Raw genomic sequence first — 21,319 nt, forward strand, 5'->3', positions numbered from 1 at the left:
TTATTATGGAATGAAAATGCTTACATAAGAATAGGGGAATAAGGTAGGATTGAGTTAGATAAATTTGTGAAATACTAGATATAAGCAGGAAAGAACGGAGGAATACGGATGATTACGAAAGAGTTGTTACCGCAGCAGGTGAGTGAAGCGGCCGAGCGCAATCGGAAGCAGGATGATGAACGTATGGATGTATGTCCTGCTGTATGCAAGGACAATAACATACCAGTGCATTATTATTTTACATTTATGCCCAGCAATGAACGGCTGCTTATTGCAGAGGACGGCAGAGTACCTGCGCAGCATGAAGTGGAGGATCTGGCTGCTCGTTACTATAGCTACATGACCAGTGTGCAGATGATTCGGAGGTTGACTTCAGATGATGGAGTTAAACTGACGGACACTCGCTATCATTCTTTTCGTCAGCTGCTTGAGGCTGTGGAGAAGAATGTGATGCGTCTTGCTACCGATATCATCCAGCAGGCATTTTCTAGATTTTTTGATCTGTTGGATACAATTCGGCAGGAGCAGGAATCAATATTGAAGCATACAGCAGAAGCCGAGAAGCTGATGAATGATACCATCAGTAAGGGAACATTCACAACTGCTGAACAGGAAGTGATGCAAGAGCATCTGAATAAGATCGTACAAGCGCAGTATACGATTGCACAGAAGAAAGAGGAGACAACAGCAAGTCAGGCGGAAGTATTTGAGTTCTTCAAAGAAGAAATGTGGCTTGATCTGAAGCTGATGACGTATTATGTAAGACTGCGAGTGCTGAGGAAGGAATTATGGAGTGAAGAAGAATCCTATATGCAAAATCCTGACAATCCAGCATTAGTGCCGGACAGTCAGGATGAGCAATTCAAAGCTTTTATCAAGCATAAGCTGCGTAATGAAAAGGAAGTATTAGCTTAAAGGTAAAGGCACAGCACGCGGTTCGCGCTTATCAAATTGGCAGATATGAGTGAATCCGCATTGTCTGGCAATTAGTGCAGCCTCTTTTATACCTGCCCCGACTGTCTCTGCTTTATGGGAATCAGAGCCAAGTGTCAGGATCTTCCCGCCTAGATCACGATATAGAGAAACGATCTGCGGTGTAGGCAGAGCCTCTTTAAGTGAGCTCCGCAAACCGGAAGTGTTGATCTCAATACCGATACCGCGCTGTATCGCTTTTTCCAAAATCGCGGCAATTTGATCTTTATGTTGTTCGAATAGATAAACATCATGCCCTTCTTGGACTGCGTACCGTTTCATCAAATCGATGTGAGCAAGTACGTCGATATCGGCATCCGAAACGAGCTTGTACATCTCTGCGAAATAGTCACCGTAAAAAGTGTCCTCATTCGCACGAAGATGTAGACGCAGCTTCTGGTTGCCGATGTTATGAACAGATCCCATGATGAAATCAAATGGAATGGAGCTGAGCTCTGATTGATACTCATCCTTCATAAGATGCGGTTCACAGAGCTCAATTCCCATTTTGATCGTTAGCTGGTTACCATAGGAATCCTGAGAGTCATTAATATCCTGCTGATATTTAGCGAAATCCATATGACCATATGTTGGCGCAGATGGATTTACGGAAAAATGCTCGGTGAAACAGATTTCTTTGATTACTTTGCTGATAGCTTGTTCACACACGTCCTGCATGACAGCTTTGGAATCGATTGAGTTATTCGTGTGATGATGGTAATCCATATACATAATCTCTAATCTGCCTTCTTTCCGTTCGTACTTTTTAGGTTATCCACATGTGGATAACAACCCCGGAATAGTATAACAAATTTATTGTATATATGCGATACCAATTATATGAAAATGCAGTGTATTATGCTTTCATCAATGACAGGATGTAAGAGAAGAAAGCATCATGATCGACATCATGAACCAATTGAATTTCTTTCCCGTTTTTATCCTCATATGTACGTCCTTGTGATGGACCATCAGCCTCTACACTGACATGAACAGGCTGCTTTTTAACTAAGGAACTATTGCCGACAGAAGCTGTTGTAAGTACATCCCACAGATAATACGTCGAGTTCGTTTCGAAATGAACGAGCGGCGGTACAGCAGCATAACTCTGACCGACAAAATCCACACCTTCATGCTTGCGGTTGCGTGCCCATTCCTCGCGGATATCCACAGTAAGAGGAACTTGATTTGTACTCTCCAGCGCTACCATATCAATTAGTATGTCACTTTTCCAAACAGTGTCCATTGCTTCTGGATCCCAGAAGGCATTCCATTCAGCTGTACCATCGTGTTCTGGTTCTTCCACATTCCCTGTTGAAAGCAATGTGCCGCCCATCCATACAAGCTTTTCGATATGCTGTTCAATAGACGGATCCATTTCCAATGCTCGTGCCAAATCAGTCAGTGGTCCGATGAAAATGAGAGTTGTTTTCTCTTCCTGAGCTTTCAATTTATCTATGATATCCAAGTGGGCAGGTTTTTCAGCAACCTTTGTACGCACCGGAAGATGTTCATTCAAAATTGGCAATGCATCAACAAAGAAAGCATGCATCCGCCAGTCTTTCGGGAACGGATTTTTACCTCGGGAAGTGGAAGCAGCAATTTCAAGTGTGTCCGGATTGCCGAAGCGATCATTGATTTTCCGGCTTGCTGACAGTGCAGGTTCCAAATAGCAATCTGCTGGAATGACGGAACAGCCGATAAGGCGCACATTCTCCATTTTCAATAAAAGATATAGCGAAATAAGATCATCGACTCCGCCATCATGATTTAAATAGACGTTTTTCATTTTATGACTCCCTTTCTTCTATGCTGTCTGACTTTCTTACTATATCATAGAAAGAGAGAGTCAATTTTGAGTATTCGCATAAAAAGGAGAGGGTTTGGATGAAGCTAGTAGCTTATAAAGTTGGCAGAGACCTTAATCCGTATCGAATCGGAAGCAGAGTAGAAGGGCGTATAATCGATTTACAGGAAGCGTACCGGCATTATTTACTGTCAGAGAACGAGATAGATTTGGCGATGACAGTCGAGAGTTTGCTGCCAGCTGATCCGAATGCTTTCTATGAAATGGGTCCGCATGCAATGAAGCGTGCATTACGTGCGGAGGCATTTGCGCTTGCGGAAGGGCTGGAGGAGGTCCAGTTTAGAACAGAAGAAATCATACTTGGACCACCTGTGCCGAAGCCTGGGAAAATTGTCTGTGTTGGTTTGAATTATAAGGATCATATCGAGGAAATGGGCCGGGAACTGCCAGATTACCCAGTTCTTTTCGGTAAATTCGCTAATGCGGTATGTGCGCATGACCAAGGTGTATACCATTCAAAGCTTACCGAAAAGCTTGATTATGAAGGAGAACTTGCGGTTGTAATCGGTAGAAGGGCGCAGGAGGTAACAGAGAGTGAGGCAATGGACTATATAGCAGGGTATACCATTGCCAATGATGTGTCCGCTCGCGACTTACAGCGCCGGACTCCGCAATTCCTTCAAGGAAAGACATTAGATCGCAGTGCCCCTATGGGTCCGCACCTTGTTACTGCGGAAGAAATCGAAGACGTATCCAATCTTTCGATCCGTACGTTTGTGAATGGGGAAAAACGACAGGATTCCAGTACAAAACATCTGATTTTCTCAGTACCTCATTTGGTTTCTTTCATCTCAGGCATCATGACATTGGAACCAGGAGATGTCATCATGACAGGGACTCCGAATGGCGTTGGCTTCGCAATGGATCCGCCGCAGTTCTTAAAAGACGGAGATGTGGTTGAGATAGAAATCGAAGGAATCGGTCAGCTTCGCAACAAGATCATTCCTAAACCATCCCGAATCTAATAGAAAAGACAGCTTCGGTTATCCGAAGCTGCCTTTTTATTTATTGCTGATTTCCACTGGCAGGCCATTACTTAGGAATACATCCCGCATTGCCTTCTTCGCTTCTTCAGCGTCCTCGCCATATATCTCCAAGCGGAAAAAATCGGATGTCAGTACACTATTGGAAAGTCCGAGCATACTTTTGGCATCTACCACTTTGTTATCCATTACTAATACAATACTTGATTTGAACTGGTTTGCAGTTTGATTGATATCTACTGCAGCGTGGATGAGTGTTTTCTTTGATCGCATATATCATTCTCCTTTGTCTAGCAGTTTAGCATACCAAATTTTACAGCAGTAGCAGAAAAGTGCAAGATGAACTTATTGGTAGCGCTTACACATTACTTGATAGCAGTATAACATATTGTATGGTGAGTGCAATGATTTTGATAAGTATATGCATGAAAGCGCACAACGGGTGCGTGCTTTCCCTATCAGAGATATTCGAAGTTCTTTTTGCTCAGGAAGAAGGAAATTTTCATCAGGATGAAACGCTCTCACATAACAGCGTAGGCAGGCCAATTTTGTCATCTCAGAATCTCCTCTATTTTCAATAAAGAAGTAACAACTTTTGCTTGCTCTTAATAGTATGCGACGTAATAAAACTAAAAGAATGCACTTGAGATAAGGAATATTCCCCTAAAAAGTAAATGTATTTACAACGTATAACACTGGGATACGGAGAGACAGCAGCAAGTGTATAATTTTCACCTTTCCTATTGAATAAAAATACATACTAAAGTATAATTACTAACTAATTCGTACTTGTTTATAGGAGGTTACGTCCGTGAAAGTCGCAATAATAGGCGGTACAGGTTATGGAGCGGTGGAATTACTAAGACTTCTGCATATACATCCATATGCAGAAGTGAAGGCGATTATCTCCCATTCTAATGCGGGAAACTCATTAACAGCATTGTATCCGCATACGGATGGTTTTGTAGAAGGAACTATGGAAACTTTTGATGTTTCGGATTTGAAAGAGCAAGTGGACTTTGCATTCTTTGCTGCTCCTCCTGGTGTGAGCAGGGATCTTCTGCCGGAGCTTGTGGGAGCTGGTATTCGATGTGTAGATTTAGCAGGGGATTTCCGTTTGAAGGATCCAGCAGTCTATAAGGAATGGTATAAGCTGGACGCGGCTTCAGCTGACCTGCTGGAAAGAGCTGTTTACGGATTGCCTGAGCTGAATAGCGAGGAGGTTGCAGGCGCTGCATTTGTAGCTAATCCGGGCTGTTACCCGACAGCCACGCTTCTCGGTCTGCTGCCGGCAGTACATAATGGTTTGATTGATCCATCTTCCATTATCGTTGATGCCAAATCAGGTCTTTCCGGAGCAGGCAAGTCATTAAGTTCTGTTACGCATTATAGTGAGATAAATGAAAATATGAAAGCTTATAAATTAGGTGCACACAAGCATATCCCGGAAATAGAACAGGTTTTGGCAGGTGTCGGCGGTACGCAGAAGCCTATTACCTTTTCCACGCAGCTTGTTCCGATGACGAGAGGGATTCTCGCTACCATTTATGCAGATCTTCAAAAGGACTTATCAGAAGCTGAATTATTGGAATCATATGAAAATTATTATCGATCACACCCATTTGTACGTATCAGACCGCAAGGAGAATGGCCGGCGACAAAGGAAGTAGCCACAAGTAATTTCTGTGATATCGGGCTGCATCTGGATAAGCGGACAAACAGGCTGACTATCGTATCGGTTATCGACAACCTGGTAAAAGGAGCGGCAGGCCAAGCTATCCAGAATATGAATATCATGCAAGGCTGGGAGCAGACTGCAGGATTGTGGATGCTGCCGGTTTATCCATAAAGGAGAGGGATCTAATGATAAAGACAGAACAGACTGCATATACAGTCATTGAAAATGGCAATATCACCAGTCCGAGCGGATTCCAGGCGGGCGGTGTCGCAATTGGCCTTCGCAAGCATGACAAGCTCGATATGGGTTGGGTCTATTCAGAAGTGCCAGCAGCTGCTGCTGGAGTATACACATTGAATTCTTTTCGGGCAGCTCCGCTTCTTGTGACAGAGGAAAGTATTAAGCAAGAGGGGAAGCTGCAGGCAATTGTAGTGAATAGCGCCAATGCAAATGCATGTACAGGAGAAGAGGGTTTGACAAATGCTTATGCGATGCGCAAAGCTTTCTCTGAGCAGCTCGGAATTCAAGTACAGCATGCGGCGGTAGCATCAACTGGACTGATTGGCGTCCAGCTGCCGATGGATAAGATAATGTCGGGTATTCATTCAATCTCAGGAGAAGGCAAGGCAGAGGATTTCGCTCAGGCTATCTTGACAACAGATACTTGCACAAAGCAAATTGCAGTCAGCGTCGAAATTGATGGTGTACCAATAACGATAGGCGGAGCTGCAAAAGGATCTGGCATGATTCATCCGAATATGGCGACTATGCTAGCCTTCGTGACAACGGATGCCGTCATTCCGGCTGATGTATTGGAGCAGCAGCTGCGGAAAACGACGGATAAATCCTACAATATGATTACGGTAGATGGAGATACGAGTACAAATGATATGGTACTTGTTCTTGCAAACGGAAAAGCAGGCAACAAGGAGCTTAATCCAAACCATCCGGAATGGGAAAAATTCTGCGGGGCCTTCCAATATGTTTCACAGGAATTGGCCAAAAAAATCGCTCGTGACGGAGAAGGCGCGACGAAGCTTGTAGAAGTTCGTGTACGTCAGGCGCAATCGGCAGAAGAGGCGCGGAAAATAGGAAAGTCGGTAGTTGCCTCCAGTCTGGTGAAAGCAGCAGTTTATGGAGCCGATCCAAATTGGGGCCGTATCATTACGGCAGCAGGTTATAGCGGTGCAGCATTTACTCCTGAAAAAATTTCGGTTTGGCTCGGAGATGTATTGGTCGTAAAGGAAGGAACACCCGCTTTATTTGATGAGTTGGAAGCTAGCGAACATTTAAAGCAGGACAATGTCGTAATCACGATCGATTTGCAGGAAGGAAACGGAGAAGCGACCGCCTGGGGCTGTGATTTGTCATATGATTACGTCAAAATCAATGCTTCTTACCGGACATGAAGGGGGCGGCGAAATGAATTATCTTATTATAAAATGCGGCGGCAGTATAATCGATAAGCTGCCGGATAATTTCTATGATAATATCGCTGCTATTCAAAAGCAGGGTGATTGGAAGCCTGTCATTGTCCATGGTGGCGGCAAGCTGATCAATGAGCTGCTGGAACAAACAGGTGTGAAGCCGGAATTCGTCGATGGTTTAAGGGTGACAACCGAAGAGGTGCTGGATGTTGTCGAGATGGCGCTCAGCGGAGCAGTGAACAAGTTCCTGGTCCGCAAGCTGATGAGCAGAACAGATGCTTATGGGGTCAGCGGACTGGATGGTAAGCTGCTTTACGCGGAACCTGTTGCGAATGCAGATAAACTCGGACTTGTCGGTACTGTCACAGAAGTAAATACGGCGCTTATCGAGCAAATTGTCTCTCAAGACAACATCCCGGTCATATCACCGCTCGCTGGAGGTGAGGGCAATTCCAGATTCAATATAAATGCCGATTTAGCGGCATCAGCCATCGCACGGGCGTTGAATGCGGAGCTGTGCTTCATAAGTGACATTCCGGGCATTTATCGGCAAGTGAATGGTCAAAAACAGATGCTCACAAATGTAACAGACAGTGAATTGAACCAAATGATAGCGGAAGGGTTCATCAAGGATGGTATGATCCCGAAGGTGCGGGCAGCGCTGGAAGCATTGGAGCATGGAGCAGGAAAGGTTACGATCGTCAACGGACTGGCTGATGACAGTTTGCTGCAGTTAGTGGAAGGTAAAGTCGCAGGTACTACCATAACATTATCGGAGGAGGCTCATCATGTCTGAAACGAATGCAGCAGTATCATCTGTGATGCCAACGTATAGCAGATTTCCGATCTCTATTGCAAAAGGAGAAGGAAGCTATGTCTGGGATGCTGACGGTAAGCAATACCTTGATTATACTGCAGGAATTGCTACTTGTAATTTAGGTCACGCCCCCGCAGCAGTAAAGGAAGCTGTCAAGGAACAGCTGGACACCATTTGGCACTGTTCCAATCTATACCATATTCCGATTCAAGAGCAGTTGGCGGAGCTTTTGACTGGTCATACATTCGCTGATCAAGTATTCTTCGCCAATAGCGGGGCAGAGGCAAATGAAGCCGCAATCAAGCTGGCGCGCAGCTACGCTCAGAAAGTGAGAGGGACAAATGCCTATGAGGTGGTCACATTCAGTCAGTCGTTTCACGGCCGGACATTAGCGACGCTGGCTGCAACAGGTCAGGAAAAGATACAAAAGCATTTCGCACCGCTGACAAAAGGCTTCCGGCATCTTCCTTATAATGATGTGGAAGCACTTGATGAGCTGATCGGTCCGGATACATGCGGCGTATTATTGGAGCTTGTCCAAGGGGAAGGCGGTGTCATCCCGGCTGATCCTGCTTGGGTAAAGGAAGTGGAGCGCCTTTGTAAGGAGCACGATGTACTGTTTATGCTGGATGAAGTACAAACTGGAGTCGGTCGAACCGGCACCCTTTATGCTTATGAGCAGTACGAGCTGAAACCAGATGTGCTGACAACGGCAAAAGGATTGGGTTCAGGTATCCCGATCGGGGCAATGATCGCGACGGGCAAAGCTGCTGCGGCATTTGAAGCAGGCAGTCATGGCAGCACCTTCGGAGGTAATCCGGTGGCTGCGGCAGCGGGCAAATCAACACTGGAAGTAATCACGAATCCTCAATTTTTGATTGAAGTTCAAGAGACAGCTGACTATTTCCGTAGTGAACTGGAAGGAATCGCAGCAGCATCACGTGCATTCACTGATGTACGGGGAAAAGGATTGCTGCTTGGTCTCGGTACAACAGGAAAAGCGATTGACCTCGTCAATCAGGCTCGAGATCTCGGTTTGCTCGTGCTAGTAGCTGGAGAGAGCGTACTACGGATATTGCCGCCGCTCAATACAAATAAAGCGGAAGTTGATTTCTGCATCGAAACACTGAAACAGATTGCGGGTGAATAAAGCTGTTCTTCGCTCATACAATACATACGATTCCAATCATTTGGGATCGTATTTTTTTGTCACAATTCTCTGTTGTAGAAACAAGATACAATCGTTAAGATAGAAGAATATTAGGAGGTTAGTCATGGCCGCACATTATCTAGAAAAAATCAAAACTTTCCAGCAGAAGAACGAAAACAGATATAGAATCGTCATTTCCTGTCCTGATCAGCCGGGGATTGTTGCAGCAGTTTCCGAGTTTCTTTTTAATCAGCAAGCAAATATTATGGAATCAAATCAATACACAACGGATCCAGATGGAGGGAGCTTCTTCCTTCGGATCGAATTCGAGTGTCAGCAAGATGGCGACACACAGCAGCTGCTGGAGCAAGGCTTCCAGCACATAGCAGCCCATTTTAAGATGGAGTGGCAGCTAGTGCGCGTACGGGATATGAAGAAATTGGCACTCTTCGTCTCCAAGGAGCTGCATTGCTTGCAGGAGATACTTTGGGAATATCAGAGTGGAAATCTCATGGCTGATCTCTCGGTTATTGTGAGTAATCATGAAGACGCAAGGGAACTAGCGGAATCCTACAATATTCCTTTCCATCACATTCCAGCAAACAAAGATATCCGTCTGCAAGCAGAGCGTCAGCAGCTTGACTTATTGGAACAATACAACATCGATACAGTCATTCTCGCAAGGTACATGCAGATACTCACACCTGGATTCCTGGAGAATTTTAAAAATAAGATTATCAATATTCATCATAGCTTCCTGCCGGCTTTTATCGGTGCCAAGCCTTATGAACGCGCATATGAACGCGGAGTGAAATTGATTGGTGCAACAAGCCATTACGTGACTTCCGACTTGGATGAAGGCCCAATCATCGAACAAGATATACATCGGGTCAATCATAAGGATAAAGCGGAAGATTTGAAACGTGTCGGACGTCTTGTCGAGCGCAGTGTATTAATGCGGGCGATTAAATGGCATATAGATGACCGGGTAATCGTATTCGGCAATAAAACGATTGTATTTTAAGGGGGACTAGCTATGTCGCAACAGCCAAAGATAACCGTGATCGGCAGTCTCAATATGGATTTGACAGTAACTTCAGCTAAACGTCCTGCAGCAGGGGAAACGATACTTGGTGAACGTTTTGAGACGTTTCCTGGCGGTAAGGGTGCCAATCAAGCTGTAGCGGCAGCGCGTCTGGGAGCAGACGTTACGATGATCGGCATGGTCGGCCAGGACCCTTTCGGGGATGAATTAATGCAAGTCCTTCGGCAGGAAGGAGTAAAAACAGAGCACATTGGAAGAGCTGACACATCATCTGGTGTAGCTGTCATCCAAGTAGTGGATGGAGATAACAGCATTACAGTCATTCCAGGAGCCAACTTTAAGCTTATGCCGGATTATATAGAGGAAAAAAGGGATGTCATCCAAAACAGTGAGATCGTCCTTATCCAGCTAGAGATTCCACTAGAGACAGTAGCAGCTGCTGCAAAGTGCTGTGAAGAGGCAAACGTGCCTTACATATTGAATCCAGCTCCAGCGCAGCCGCTTCCTTATGAAATTATCAACCAGGCTGCTTACATTACGCCGAATGAGTCAGAAGCGGCAATCCTATTTGAAGATACGGATAAAGCATTACAGGAATTCCCCGACAAGCTTGTCATTACAAAGGGTGAGGAAGGCGTTGTCTACAGTGGCGGTCATGTGGCAGCATTCCCTGTCTCAGCAGTAGACACAACAGGTGCGGGCGATACATTCAATGCAGCACTTGGACTGATGCTGGCAAGCGGCAGCCCGTTGGCGGAAGCATGCAGCTATGCAAATGCAGCTGCTGCCTTACAGATCGGATCACACGGCGCACAGGCAGGAATGCCGACTGATGCAGAAGTCATCGCCTTCATGAGACAAAAAGAAGAAAATCCTTTATAATAAGAATCGCTTGTGTAAAAGTTTGCAAGGAGGAATACAAATGGCAGGAAGAAATCCTGAAGAAATGACAGACGTAACATTGCTTGGCAACCAAAACAATGTTTACGACTTCGATTACAAACCTGAGGTTCTCGAAACCTTTGATAATAAACACACATACCGTGACTATTTCGTGAAATTCAACTGTCCGGAATTCACGACGCTGTGCCCGATTACAAACCAGCCGGATTTCGGTACGGTTTACATCAGCTACATTCCTGATGAAAAGATGGTGGAAAGCAAATCACTGAAGCTGTATCTTTTCAGCTTCCGTAACCATGGTGATTTCCATGAAGACTGCATCAACATCATCCTGAACGACCTGAAAGAACTGATGAACCCACGCTATATCGAAGTATGGGGCAAGTTCACACCGCGCGGCGGCATCTCCATCGATCCATACGTCAACTACGGCCGTCCAGGCACGAAGTATGAGCAAATGGCTGATCATCGCATGATGAACCATGATATGTATCCGGAGAAAGTGGATAATAGATAAAGTGAAATAAAAGAAAAGAAAAGACATCTCTTGAAAGAGGTGTCTTTTCTTTTTCCTGAAAAAGTAAAAGGGGTATATTGTTTGATGGGAATCACCGTTAATCAATAGTAAATATAGTGATTGTTTATAAACCAGAGTTACTGTTATTGTTGCTATTTGAGTGGTTCTTCGCGTCAATCTTGGCTTCTTCTATACTTTTTCGATAATTATCCATTGGTACATTTTTTTGATTTCTTGTTACAAATAATGCAATCAGTATAACAAGAGCAAGGATGCCGAATAGTATTATAAATATCATAGTAGGACACCTCTTCTTCTAGTCTGAAAAAAGGATACAGACTATATTATATAATGTATGCTTGAAAACACTACTACGATGAAGAAAAAAATTGTTAATAACCGAAAAAAGCTAGTGAAGCCCAAAAGGGGAGCTGCACTAGCTTTTTCTTTTATTCCGTTTCTGCTACTTTCACTAACTGCTTCCCAAGATTCTCACCCTTAAACAGTCCAAGAAAAGCATCAGGCACATTCTCGAAACCTTCTACAATATTTTCTTCAAAGGTAAGCTTGTCTTGGCTGAACCATTCGGACAGCTGTATCTTTCCTTCAGCATAGCGGTCGCTGTAATCACCTACGATGAAGCCTTGCATTTTGGCTTTGGATTTGACGAGATAGCCGTGGACGCGAGGTCCTTGGTCTTCTTTTTTATTATAAGAAGAAATGCTGCCGCAAAGAGGGATACGTGCGTGCGCGTTGAGCAGTGGGTAAACTGCGTCGGATACGGGTCCGCCTACGTTGTCAAAGTAGACATCCACACCATCCGGACACGCTTTTTCCAATGCTTCTGCTATATTGTCTTCCTTATAGTTGATTACTTCATCCGCACCGAGCGTGTTTTTTACATAGTCAAGTTTCTTCGGGGAGCCTGCGATGCCGACAACGCGCGCACCGAGAATTTTAGCGATTTGGACAACGGTGGAACCAACCGCGCCGGCTGCACCCGATACGACGACTGTTTCACCGGATTTCGGTTCGCCAATATCAGTCAACCCGAAATATGCGGTTAAACCTGGCATACCCATCACACCTAATGCAGTGGAAATCGGTCCGAGCTCTGGATCTACCTTTTGCAGATTTTCAGAATTCGCTGCGTTGTAACGAGCCCATGGCAGGTTGCCGAGTACATAATCACCTTTTTGGAATTGAGCGGATTTGGAATCCGTCACTTGGCCGACGATGCCTCCTGAGATGGGAGCATCCAGTTCATATGGCGGGACATAGGATTTCGTATCGTTCATTCTTCCGCGCATATACGGATCCACGCTGATGTAGATGCTCTTGATGAGCACCTGTCCATCTTCAAGTTCAGGAATTTCTGTTTCGACAAAGCGGAAGTTCTCTTCTGTTGGTGTGCCTTCCGGACGTTTAGCCAATTGAATTTCTTCGTTTTTCGCCATGTGCTATCATCTCCTCTTAGGTAATAGGGCAATTGTAAGACGGGAAAACTGCGCATACAACTCTTTTGCTTATGGAGTTTCATGGATGTAGCAGGGGGAATAGTATGTTTATAAAACACGCAAAGGAGTTTTTAGCATGCCATGGACGATGGAGGATTATCCTGCTTCGCTTAAGAATCTGGACAAGCCGATAAAAAAGAAAGCGATAGAAATAGCCAATGCGATGGTGGATGAAGGCTACGACGAAGGCAGGGCTATTCCCATTGCGACCAATCAGGCCAAAGAGTGGAAGTCGAATGCTTCTGAAAAGGAAGTGAAGGACTTCTTGAAGAATGATGATCCGACAAAACGTGACTCAAATGCCTCACATAGTAATCCGGATTTGATCGATAATGCTGAGGAAGTTGTTCCGCATGAGGATGGCTGGGCAGTGCAATCTAAAGGTTCAAAACGGCCGTCGCAGGTCTTCGATAACAAACAGGACGCAATCAAACGAGCGAAAGAGATTGCGGATAATAAAGGAACAGAAACGATTATCCATAAAAAAGATGGTTCTGTTCAGAAGCGTTCTTAAAGGGAGAGCTGTATCACTTATGATGCAGCTCTTTTTGTATGTCCGCTTTTCCTGCTTGTCAGGATAATGCTTTATTTATTCTTAGAAAAGCTTATAATGGGGAAAGCAAGACCATATTGAAGAAAAGGTGGATCATTTCCATGAGAGGGTTAACCAAATGCATAGCGGCTTGTTTCACAGTTGCTTTGATGTTCAGCTTTGCCTTTTCCGATGTTGTATCCGCGAGTACAGGAAAGAACACGGATAGTATCAATGAAAAATTCGGCTTGCCGATTGTCGTAGTTGGAGATTCATTATCAGAAGCACAAAAAGAACAAGTCAGAGAAGACCTTGGTGTCACAAATACGGATAATATAGAAGAAATTCCGGTTACAGCCGATGATATCGTGAAATACATAAATGGAGATGCAAATTCCAGAATGTATTCCTCGGCGATGATCACAAGAGAAGACGAGGGTCATGGGCTGGATGTCCAAATCGTCACACCTGACAATATCACACAGGTAACAGTGGATATGTATAAAAATGCGCTGCTGACAGCTGGTATTGAGGATGCAACAGTAGATGTAGCTTCCCCGGTTAAGGTTAGCGGACATTCCGCTTTGACAGGCATCTACAAGGCGTACGATACAGCCGATGGGAACCTGGATACGGAGCGGACAGAGGTAGCTAATGAAGAGCTTGATCTGGCTACAGATCTTGCGCAAAAAGAAGGCTTGGATAACGAAAAGGTTACCCAGCTCTTAACAGATATCAAGCAAGAAATCGCAGAGCAGAATCCTGCAACACGGGAAGATGTGGAGCAGATCGTAACGGATCAGCTGAGCAAGCTGGAAATCAGCCTTAGCGATGAAGACCGTCAGCTGCTTATCGATCTATTCGATAAGATGCGTGAGCTGGACATCAATTTCGATGGCGTGAAATCACAGCTTGATGACATCGCTACTACAATCCAGGATAAGATCGATGAAGTGGCTGGAAATGATGGTTTCTGGCAAAGTGTGAAGGATTTCTTCAAGTCGATAGGTGACTTTTTCAAAAATCTGTTTTAGACTTCGTAATTAAATCTGTTTAAATAGGAGAGATACGAATGCGTAACATCATCCAAACTGACAAAGCACCACAAGCAATCGGACCTTATTCTCAAGCGGTGGAAACTGCAGGGACGGTTTATATTTCTGGTCAGATCCCATTGGATCCGGCAACAGGAGAGATGGCAGGGACGATTGAGGAACAGACAGATCAGGTAATGAAGAATCTGTCCGCTATTTTGGAAGAAGCAGGATTGTCATTTGATCAAGTCGTGAAGACAACAATCTTCCTTACATCCTTAGATGATTTTGCAGCGGTGAATGAAGTATACGGGCGTCATCTGTCCGAGCCATACCCGGCACGTGCAACAGTAGAGATTTCCAAACTACCTAAAGGTGCGAATGTTGAAATCGAAGCGATTGCCGTACGAAGCTTTAATATGTAAGAAAAAAAGATTGCCGATTTGTTCGGCAATCTTTTTTTAAATGGAAGAAGTTCGTGTTTGTGCACGAGCATTCCGGATATGGGCAGTGAGCAAGGTAATGCCGCAGATGATGAGCAGCGCACTTGTCATGTAGAATACAGCTGAGAATCCGAAGTATCCAGCCATCATCCCGCCAAGTATCGGACCGATGAAGTTTCCGAGGAAGCGGAGGCTGTTATTATATCCGAGTACTTCTCCTTGCATCGTAAGCGGAGCAGCTTGCCTGATATAGGCGACGCGTAAAGGAATGATGCCGCCTATCGCCATACCGAGGAGCAGGCGGATAGCAGCGAGTTCCCATACGGAGCCGACCAGTGCGCCGGGTATATAAACGATACCAGCTGCAAAAATAAGCCCAATCAGAATCTTCACATATCCGATACGGTCGCCAAGCTTCCCCCAAGTCCTTGTCATGAGCAGATTGCCAAGGCCAGCCGCTGAAAAGGCGATACCAGAGTAGAATGCGATATTCTCAGGTCCGTGCAGTTCTTGCACATACAAGGATAAAATAGGCTGTACACTGAAATTGGCAATTTGAATCAATGAACTTAAGATGAGTACGACCAATAAAATCGGGTCCCGCAGAATATGTGCGAGCACTTCCTTAGAGGTATAGTGTGACTTTTCGCCTTTTTGAATCTTGACCGGATATTCCTTTGTTCCGAAGGTGACCAAGAGAGCAGAGGTGAAGACACTTATCGATACGAGCAGGAACGTACCGTGGAAGCCGATACTGTCTGCGAGTATGCCGCCAATCATTGGTCCGAAAAGCATACCGGTGATGCTTCCGGTCTGTAAGGTGCCTAGCACACGTCCAGCAATGTGGCTGGGCGTCTGAGTCGAGATGAATGCTTGAGATATACCGATGAAGCCTGTAAAGATCCCCATGAACACACGAAGCATGAATAGCTGCCATACATTTTCGGTGAATCCGAGCAGGAGAATGGAAACCCCCATGCCGAAGGAAGATATAATCAGGATCAGCTTTCGTCCATACCGATCGCCGATTTTACCCCAGAATGGCGAACAGATGAATGCGGTAACAAAAGTTACGCCGAAAATGATACCTGACCAGCTCTGAACCTCCCGTTCAGATAATGTGCCGAATGATGAAATATATAAGGATAGAAATGGCATGATCATACTCAGGCTTGCCGAGATGAAGAAGTTCGCGAACCACATGATAAACAGATTACGCTTTGCGAGCTGTTCGTCCGTCATGAATGAAAAACACTTCTTTCGCGTTAATATTTCGATTCCCTAACTAATTATACACACGAATAGAAAGGATATGCAAAAGGATAGCTTGGAAATGACAGGATAGAGAAAAATTGCAGGGGAACAATGAACATGATAAAATAGAGGATGTTCTGCTAATATAACATAATTTAGCAAACCATTTAAAATTATACATCATTTATATATAAATGTCAATTGTTTTGGAGGGACGCCGCTATGACCGAAGATGAAAAGGATTTGAAGGACGAACAAGCCCGTGTGGCCCGTGTCCAGGAGACGATCGAAAAGAAGCGTGAAAAAACGGCAGGCATGATACAAGGTCTGCGGGAGAAAGTAATTGATCTTCGGAAAAACTTCTGGGAGGATGTGACCGTAAACCTGGATGAACCGGATGATGTGAACGAAACACAAGCCAGCTTGAAGCAGCAAGCAGAGCTTCTAGGGGAGCGGGAACGAACGCATCAGCAGATTCACAATGAAGTGAAGACGCTGGATCGGCTGCAGCGCAACCCTTATTTTGGTCGTATCGACTTCCGGGAAGAGGGTGCTGATCAAGACGAAGAAATCTATGTAGGCTTAGCGAGTCTGATGGATGAGAAGGAAGAGGATTTCCTTATTTATGATTGGCGTGCACCAATCTCCAGTATGTACTATGACTTCTCTCCTGGTGGTGCTTCGTATGAAACGATAGAAGGCAAGATTCAGGGTGATATGACACTCAAACGTCAATTCATCATCCGGAATGGCAAGCTTGTAGCCTTGTTCGATACTGGAGTGACGATAGGAGACAGTCTGCTGCAGTATGTTTTGGGCGGTAATGCCAGTACAGAGATGAAAAGTATTGTTGCCACGATTCAAAAGGAACAAAATCAAATCATCCGTAATGAATCAGCAGCTAATCTGATCGTACAAGGTGCGGCAGGCAGCGGGAAAACATCAGCAGCACTGCAGCGTGTTGCTTACCTGCTATACCATTATCGTGACCGCATTACGGCTGAGAATATTGTACTGCTGTCGCCGAACCCGCTGTTCAATAGCTATGTTTCCAATGTCCTGCCGGAGCTTGGCGAAGATAATATGAGGCAAGCCACCTTCTATGCCCATATGGATGCCCAGCTGGAAGGCAGAGAAACGATCGAAACACCATTTGAACAGATGGAGTATATGCTGCTTGCTTCCAGTGAGGAAAAAGAGCAGCGGCTGGCTGGAATCCAGTATAAAGCAAGCCTTGATTTTAAACAGTATATCGATGACAAGCTGGATGAATTCAAGCGCGCCGGCCTTATATTCAAGGACGTCAGCTTCCGCAAGCAGCGTATAGTGAGCAAACAGGAGATTCAATCTTATTTCTACAGCCTATCCAACACTTTGCCGATTTCGAACCGAGCAGAGCTGACGGCAGCTTGGATCGTAGAAAAGCTGCAGCTTTGGGGTGATTGGGAGACAAGGAAAGATTGGGTCCGGGAAGAAGTGGAGCTGATGGAGAAGGAAGACTATGTCGAGGCCTTTTCCGAGCTTCAAAAGAAAGACCGCACAGAAACAGATGATTTTGAGGAAAACAAACAGGAAGAAGAAATCCTTCGCAAATGGGTTGTAGAACGAAAGCTTCGCCCGTTGATCAAGAAAGTGCGCAAGCATGCCTTCATCAATGTGAAAAAATCCTATTTACGTATGCTGACAGCTGAAAGACGTCCGGAAATGCCAGCATCATGGACGGAACTATATGAAACAACCAAGCAAAATCTCATCCGCAAGTACATGAGCTGGGAAGATGTGACGCCGTTTGTCTATTTCCGTGATAAAGTGCTTGGTGACCGTTCGGATAAAACCATCCGTTATGTGCTTATTGATGAAGCACAGGATTATTCTGCTTTCCAATTCGCTTACTTACAGCAGGCGTTCCCTAATGCTAGGATGACATTGCTTGGGGATATCAATCAGGCCATTCAGGCGCATGCGCTGACAGGGGAGAATGTGCTTTCCGGTAACACAGTTGACAGCCATCGGATCGAGCTATGGCGCAGCTACCGTTCAACGAGGCAGATTGTTGATTTTACAAAGGAGCTTTTGGATCATGCAAAGCGAATCCAGCCATTCAACCGTGATGGAGATCTTCCGACGCTGACGAAAACAGCTGATGATACAGAGAGACGGAAGCTGGTCTTGGTGAAAATCCACTCCTTGAAGGAAGCAGGTTATGAGACGATTGCTGTTATCGCCAAAACTAGTAAAGAAAGCAAAGAAGCGCATAACTGGATCAAGGATGAAATGGAAGCAGATTTGATTACAGAGACAACTTCCCAGTATAAAAAAGGGTTATCGGTCATTCCTGCATATTTAGCCAAAGGTATCGAATTCGATGCTGTCATTCTGTACGATGTCTCAGATGAGGCGTATGGCCATGAATCAGAACGTACCTTGCTTTATACAGCATGTACACGCGCGATGCATGAATTGCATATGTACAGCATTGGTAACTTGAGTCCGTTTATTGAAGCAGCAGATGCAGCTACTTATACAAGCAATTAAAAAAACAGGAATCCACGAAGGATTCCTGTTTTTATTTATTTACCATAGACCAATCAGTTTCCACCAAAGTCCGCCGATACCGATCCAGACGACAAGATGGATGATGGAGATGAGGAAGCCAAGTCCCCACCATTTTTGCTGAGTGACGAAGCCTGCTCCGAAGAATACAGGTGCAGGACCGCTGCCGTAGTGTGTCAAACAGCCGAACAAGTTGCTGAAGAAAGCTAACAGTAGGGCTGACAATAATGGCGGCGCGCCGGCAGCCACAACTACTGAAAGAAAGGCTGCGTACATAGCGCTGACGTGTGCTGTGTTACTCGCAAAGAAATAGTGGGAGTAGAAGTACACGATAGCTAATATGAGCAAAGCGACAGGCCAGGAAAGTGTACTTACGACATTTCCCATAATGTCACTGAACCAAGGGACAAGGCCAAGTTCGTTCAAGTAATTTGCCATCATGACAAGTACAGCGAACCATACAAGTGTGTCCCATGCACCTTGTTCCTGCTTGATATCAGACCAAGTCAAAACTTCAGTCAGCAATAGTACGACTAGTCCGATGAAAGCTGCAGTCGTAGAGCCGATTCCGAAGCTCTCACCAAAGATCCACAATACGAGCAGCAATAAGAATACGCCGATCATATACCATTCAGAACGCTTCAGTTTACCCATGCTTTGCAATTTTTCTGTTGCCATTTCAGTCGCCTTCGGTGTCTCCTTGATTTCAGGAGGATACAGCTTGAAGATGACGAATGGAATAACGATCAAACTGATGATACCAGGAACGATGGAAGCGAGAATCCAGCTGCCCCAAGAGATGGATTGGCCAGTGACGCTCTCTGCAGCACTAGCTGCCAATGGGTTTGCTGCCATTGCTGTCAGAAACATTGCGGAAGTAATCCCGTTTCCCTGATAGGAAGCAAAAGTCAGGAAGGAACCGATTTTGCGCTCCGTACCATCACCGCTTTTAGAGCCATATGAGTTTGATAACGACTGGATGATCGGGAAAATGATACCGCCGGCACGAGCTGTATTGGATGGCATAGCCGGTGACAGAATCAAGTCACTGCCAATCAACGAGTAAGACAAGCCTAAAGTCTTCTTACCGAATAGACGTACGAACAAATAGGCAATTCTGGATCCGAGGCCGGTTTTGATGAAACCTCTGGAAATAAAGAATGCAATGACGATGAGCCAGATTGTACTGTTCTGGAAGCCGCTCAGCGCTTCTTCTAATCCAAGTGTCTTCGTCAAAACGATAGCCGTCAGCGAAAGGATGGCGACACTGCCCATTGGCATCGGTTTAATGATCAGACCGATGATCGTAGCAACGAAGATAGCGAATAAATGCCATGCTTCTGCTTTAACACCATCTGGTGAAGGGACGAACCAAAGAATTACGCCGATCAATACAGTGATCAGGAGCGGAATCCACTTGACCTCCCGTTTTGGTTTGTTAGATGAATCAGCCATGATGAAGACTCCTTTTAAAAGTAATTAAATTAATAAAACCATAATTATATTAGCATAAAAATATTGATATGAAAGTATTCTGACCAGTCATAGCATGCCTTTATCTGATTTAAAAAATTTAATAAATTGATCAGATGATAATGATTATAATTTGGTGAAAATATGCAAAAAAATTACTTCACACAAATTAAGTATCTCAGAGCTTGATACCCTGTGCCTCTTGTTAATATGCCAATGTTAATTAAAAAAATAAATGAGAATAAAAAAAGAATCCGAAAAAATTCGGATTCTTTGTCTGATTCGTCTCAATCTCTTGCTAAAAGTGCATAAACGGCAGCGACATCCTGTTTGCCATAACCATTTTTCTTCGCTAATGCATACAGTTCTTTCACACTGTTTGTCATTGGAAGAGGAGCGCCTGCTTCATAAGCTGTTTCGGAAATCTGCTGCAAGTCCTTGTAAGCATGCTCCAGAGGGAATTGCGGTTCAAAGTTCTGCTGGAGAATCGTATCCCTTTTGCCTGCTTGAATATCGCTTGTAACAGGAAGGGCAAGCAATACATCCATCAGATGCTCTTTATCAAGGCCGACTGCTTCGCCGAAGCTGATTGCTTCAGATAGACCAGTCAAGGATTGAACAAGCAGCATATTCACTGCCAGCTTAGTAGCTGAGCCATTCCCATTGGCGCCCATATGCTGGATGCTTTGTCCCATTTTCTCAAGCAGAGGAGTGACCTCCTTGACATCTTGGTCGTCTCCGCCGACAAGGAAGTGCAGTTTACCTTGCTGTGCCGGTGCCTTTGAACCAGATACAGGAGCATCAACAAAACGGATATGGTGCGCACGAGCGGCTTCTGCCATCTCTTTTGTGAACGCTGGCTTAACAGTACTGACATCCACCCATAAACTGTTTTCCTGCATCCCGCTGAAAAGCCCATCTTCTCCGTAAGCAACTGCTTGAACAGCTGCAGGATCTGTCAGCATCGTAAATACGATATCAGCTTGTTCTCCGACTTTCCGGGGGGAATCTGCCCAGACAGCACCTTTGTCCAATAGTGCTTGAGCTTTTTCTTTTGTACGATTATAGACAACTAACTGTTCGCCCTTTTCGAGCAGATTAGCTGCCATGTTTTGACCCATGATTCCTAATCCGATAAATCCAATCATATGAGC

20 protein-coding genes are annotated in these 21,319 nt (G+C 44.9%); 13 read left to right on the forward strand and 7 right to left on the reverse strand.

Going from position 1 to position 21,319, the window contains the following annotated elements; genetic code table 11:
* Nucleotides 1–108 precede the first annotated feature (108 nt).
* Complete coding sequence (locus ACH6C1_RS02720) at nucleotides 109–915, forward strand: hypothetical protein (RefSeq protein ID WP_374074403.1); 807 nt, start codon at nucleotides 109–111, stop codon at nucleotides 913–915.
* On the opposite strand, the gene ACH6C1_RS02725 is transcribed toward ACH6C1_RS02720, so the two are convergent.
* Together ACH6C1_RS02725 and ACH6C1_RS02730 are read right to left on the reverse strand one after the other, a co-directional pair.
* Nucleotides 907–1,698, reverse strand: a complete 792-nt coding sequence (locus ACH6C1_RS02725; RefSeq protein ID WP_374074405.1) for a histidinol-phosphatase HisJ family protein — start codon at nucleotides 1,696–1,698, stop codon at nucleotides 907–909. The genes ACH6C1_RS02720 and ACH6C1_RS02725 overlap by 9 nt on opposite strands.
* 130 nt (nucleotides 1,699–1,828) lie before the next feature.
* On the reverse strand, nucleotides 1,829–2,761 hold the full coding sequence (locus ACH6C1_RS02730) for a nucleoside hydrolase (RefSeq protein WP_374074407.1): 933 nt from the start codon (nucleotides 2,759–2,761) through the stop codon (nucleotides 1,829–1,831).
* A gap of 98 nt (nucleotides 2,762–2,859) precedes the next feature.
* Here ACH6C1_RS02730 and ACH6C1_RS02735 point away from each other — a divergent pair, with 98 nt between their 5' ends.
* On the forward strand, nucleotides 2,860–3,804 hold the full coding sequence (locus ACH6C1_RS02735) for a fumarylacetoacetate hydrolase family protein (protein ID WP_374074409.1): 945 nt from the start codon (nucleotides 2,860–2,862) through the stop codon (nucleotides 3,802–3,804).
* A gap of 36 nt (nucleotides 3,805–3,840) precedes the next feature.
* Here the strand turns inward: ACH6C1_RS02735 and ACH6C1_RS02740 are convergent, their stop codons facing one another.
* Nucleotides 3,841–4,095: an HPr family phosphocarrier protein gene (locus tag ACH6C1_RS02740; protein WP_038563758.1), complete on the reverse strand. Its 255-nt coding sequence runs from the start codon at nucleotides 4,093–4,095 to the stop codon at nucleotides 3,841–3,843.
* Between the two features lie 538 nt (nucleotides 4,096–4,633).
* On the opposite strand from ACH6C1_RS02740, the gene argC reads away from it, so the two are divergent.
* The 7 genes from argC to queF all read left to right on the forward strand — a co-directional run bounded on the left by argC (nucleotide 4,634) and on the right by queF (nucleotide 11,359).
* Nucleotides 4,634–5,671, forward strand: coding sequence for an N-acetyl-gamma-glutamyl-phosphate reductase (gene argC, locus ACH6C1_RS02745; RefSeq protein WP_374074411.1), 1,038 nt, complete (start codon nucleotides 4,634–4,636; stop codon nucleotides 5,669–5,671).
* A gap of 14 nt (nucleotides 5,672–5,685) precedes the next feature.
* The gene (gene argJ, locus ACH6C1_RS02750) at nucleotides 5,686–6,909 is read left to right on the forward strand and encodes a bifunctional glutamate N-acetyltransferase/amino-acid acetyltransferase ArgJ (RefSeq protein WP_374074413.1); all 1,224 of its coding nucleotides are present in this window, start codon (nucleotides 5,686–5,688) and stop codon (nucleotides 6,907–6,909) included.
* A 13-nt stretch (nucleotides 6,910–6,922) separates the two neighbouring features.
* Nucleotides 6,923–7,723, forward strand: coding sequence for an acetylglutamate kinase (gene argB / locus ACH6C1_RS02755; protein ID WP_374074415.1), 801 nt, complete (start codon nucleotides 6,923–6,925; stop codon nucleotides 7,721–7,723).
* Nucleotides 7,716–8,894 carry an acetylornithine transaminase gene (locus ACH6C1_RS02760; protein ID WP_374074417.1) on the forward strand — a complete coding sequence of 393 codons (1,179 nt, stop codon included), beginning with the start codon at nucleotides 7,716–7,718 and terminating at the stop codon, nucleotides 8,892–8,894. The genes argB and ACH6C1_RS02760 overlap by 8 nt, the downstream gene beginning before the upstream one ends.
* A 124-nt stretch (nucleotides 8,895–9,018) precedes the next feature.
* Nucleotides 9,019–9,918, forward strand: coding sequence for a formyltetrahydrofolate deformylase (gene purU / locus ACH6C1_RS02765; protein WP_374074419.1), 900 nt, complete (start codon nucleotides 9,019–9,021; stop codon nucleotides 9,916–9,918).
* Between the two features lie 12 nt (nucleotides 9,919–9,930).
* The gene (gene rbsK, locus ACH6C1_RS02770; protein WP_374074421.1) at nucleotides 9,931–10,821 is read left to right on the forward strand and encodes a ribokinase; all 891 of its coding nucleotides are present in this window, start codon (nucleotides 9,931–9,933) and stop codon (nucleotides 10,819–10,821) included.
* A 40-nt stretch (nucleotides 10,822–10,861) separates the two neighbouring features.
* Nucleotides 10,862–11,359: a preQ(1) synthase gene (queF, locus tag ACH6C1_RS02775; RefSeq protein WP_095221154.1), complete on the forward strand. Its 498-nt coding sequence runs from the start codon at nucleotides 10,862–10,864 to the stop codon at nucleotides 11,357–11,359.
* A gap of 449 nt (nucleotides 11,360–11,808) precedes the next feature.
* On the opposite strand, the gene ACH6C1_RS02780 is transcribed toward queF, so the two are convergent.
* The gene (locus tag ACH6C1_RS02780) at nucleotides 11,809–12,816 is read right to left on the reverse strand and encodes an NADP-dependent oxidoreductase (protein ID WP_374074424.1); all 1,008 of its coding nucleotides are present in this window, start codon (nucleotides 12,814–12,816) and stop codon (nucleotides 11,809–11,811) included.
* Nucleotides 12,817–12,952: 136 nt separating this feature from the next.
* Here ACH6C1_RS02780 and ACH6C1_RS02785 point away from each other — a divergent pair, with 136 nt between their 5' ends.
* From ACH6C1_RS02785 to ACH6C1_RS02795, 3 genes are all read left to right on the forward strand, one after another.
* On the forward strand, nucleotides 12,953–13,390 hold the full coding sequence (locus ACH6C1_RS02785) for a DUF2188 domain-containing protein (protein WP_374074426.1): 438 nt from the start codon (nucleotides 12,953–12,955) through the stop codon (nucleotides 13,388–13,390).
* Nucleotides 13,391–13,530: 140 nt separating this feature from the next.
* Nucleotides 13,531–14,442, forward strand: coding sequence for a DUF1002 domain-containing protein (locus tag ACH6C1_RS02790; protein ID WP_374074428.1), 912 nt, complete (start codon nucleotides 13,531–13,533; stop codon nucleotides 14,440–14,442).
* Nucleotides 14,443–14,480: 38 nt separating this feature from the next.
* Complete coding sequence (locus ACH6C1_RS02795) at nucleotides 14,481–14,867, forward strand: RidA family protein (RefSeq protein ID WP_095221146.1); 387 nt, start codon at nucleotides 14,481–14,483, stop codon at nucleotides 14,865–14,867.
* Nucleotides 14,868–14,903: 36 nt separating this feature from the next.
* Here ACH6C1_RS02795 and ACH6C1_RS02800 read toward each other — a convergent pair whose 3' ends face one another.
* Complete coding sequence (locus ACH6C1_RS02800; protein ID WP_366247902.1) at nucleotides 14,904–16,127, reverse strand: MFS transporter; 1,224 nt, start codon at nucleotides 16,125–16,127, stop codon at nucleotides 14,904–14,906.
* A 234-nt stretch (nucleotides 16,128–16,361) separates the two neighbouring features.
* On the opposite strand from ACH6C1_RS02800, the gene helD reads away from it, so the two are divergent.
* Nucleotides 16,362–18,674: an RNA polymerase recycling motor HelD gene (helD, locus tag ACH6C1_RS02805; RefSeq protein WP_374074431.1), complete on the forward strand. Its 2,313-nt coding sequence runs from the start codon at nucleotides 16,362–16,364 to the stop codon at nucleotides 18,672–18,674.
* A 39-nt stretch (nucleotides 18,675–18,713) separates the two neighbouring features.
* Here the strand turns inward: helD and ACH6C1_RS02810 are convergent, their stop codons facing one another.
* Together ACH6C1_RS02810 and ACH6C1_RS02815 are read right to left on the reverse strand one after the other, a co-directional pair.
* Complete coding sequence (locus ACH6C1_RS02810) at nucleotides 18,714–20,147, reverse strand: anion permease (RefSeq protein ID WP_374074433.1); 1,434 nt, start codon at nucleotides 20,145–20,147, stop codon at nucleotides 18,714–18,716.
* A gap of 305 nt (nucleotides 20,148–20,452) precedes the next feature.
* A complete protein-coding gene (locus ACH6C1_RS02815; RefSeq protein WP_374074435.1) occupies nucleotides 20,453–21,313 on the reverse strand; it encodes an NAD(P)-dependent oxidoreductase in 861 nt (286 codons plus the stop codon).
* Between the last annotated feature and the right edge of the window lie 6 nt (nucleotides 21,314–21,319).

The organism is Terribacillus sp. JSM ZJ617 (assembly GCF_044383785.1).
Taxonomy (GTDB): Bacteria; Bacillota; Bacilli; order Bacillales; family Amphibacillaceae; genus Terribacillus.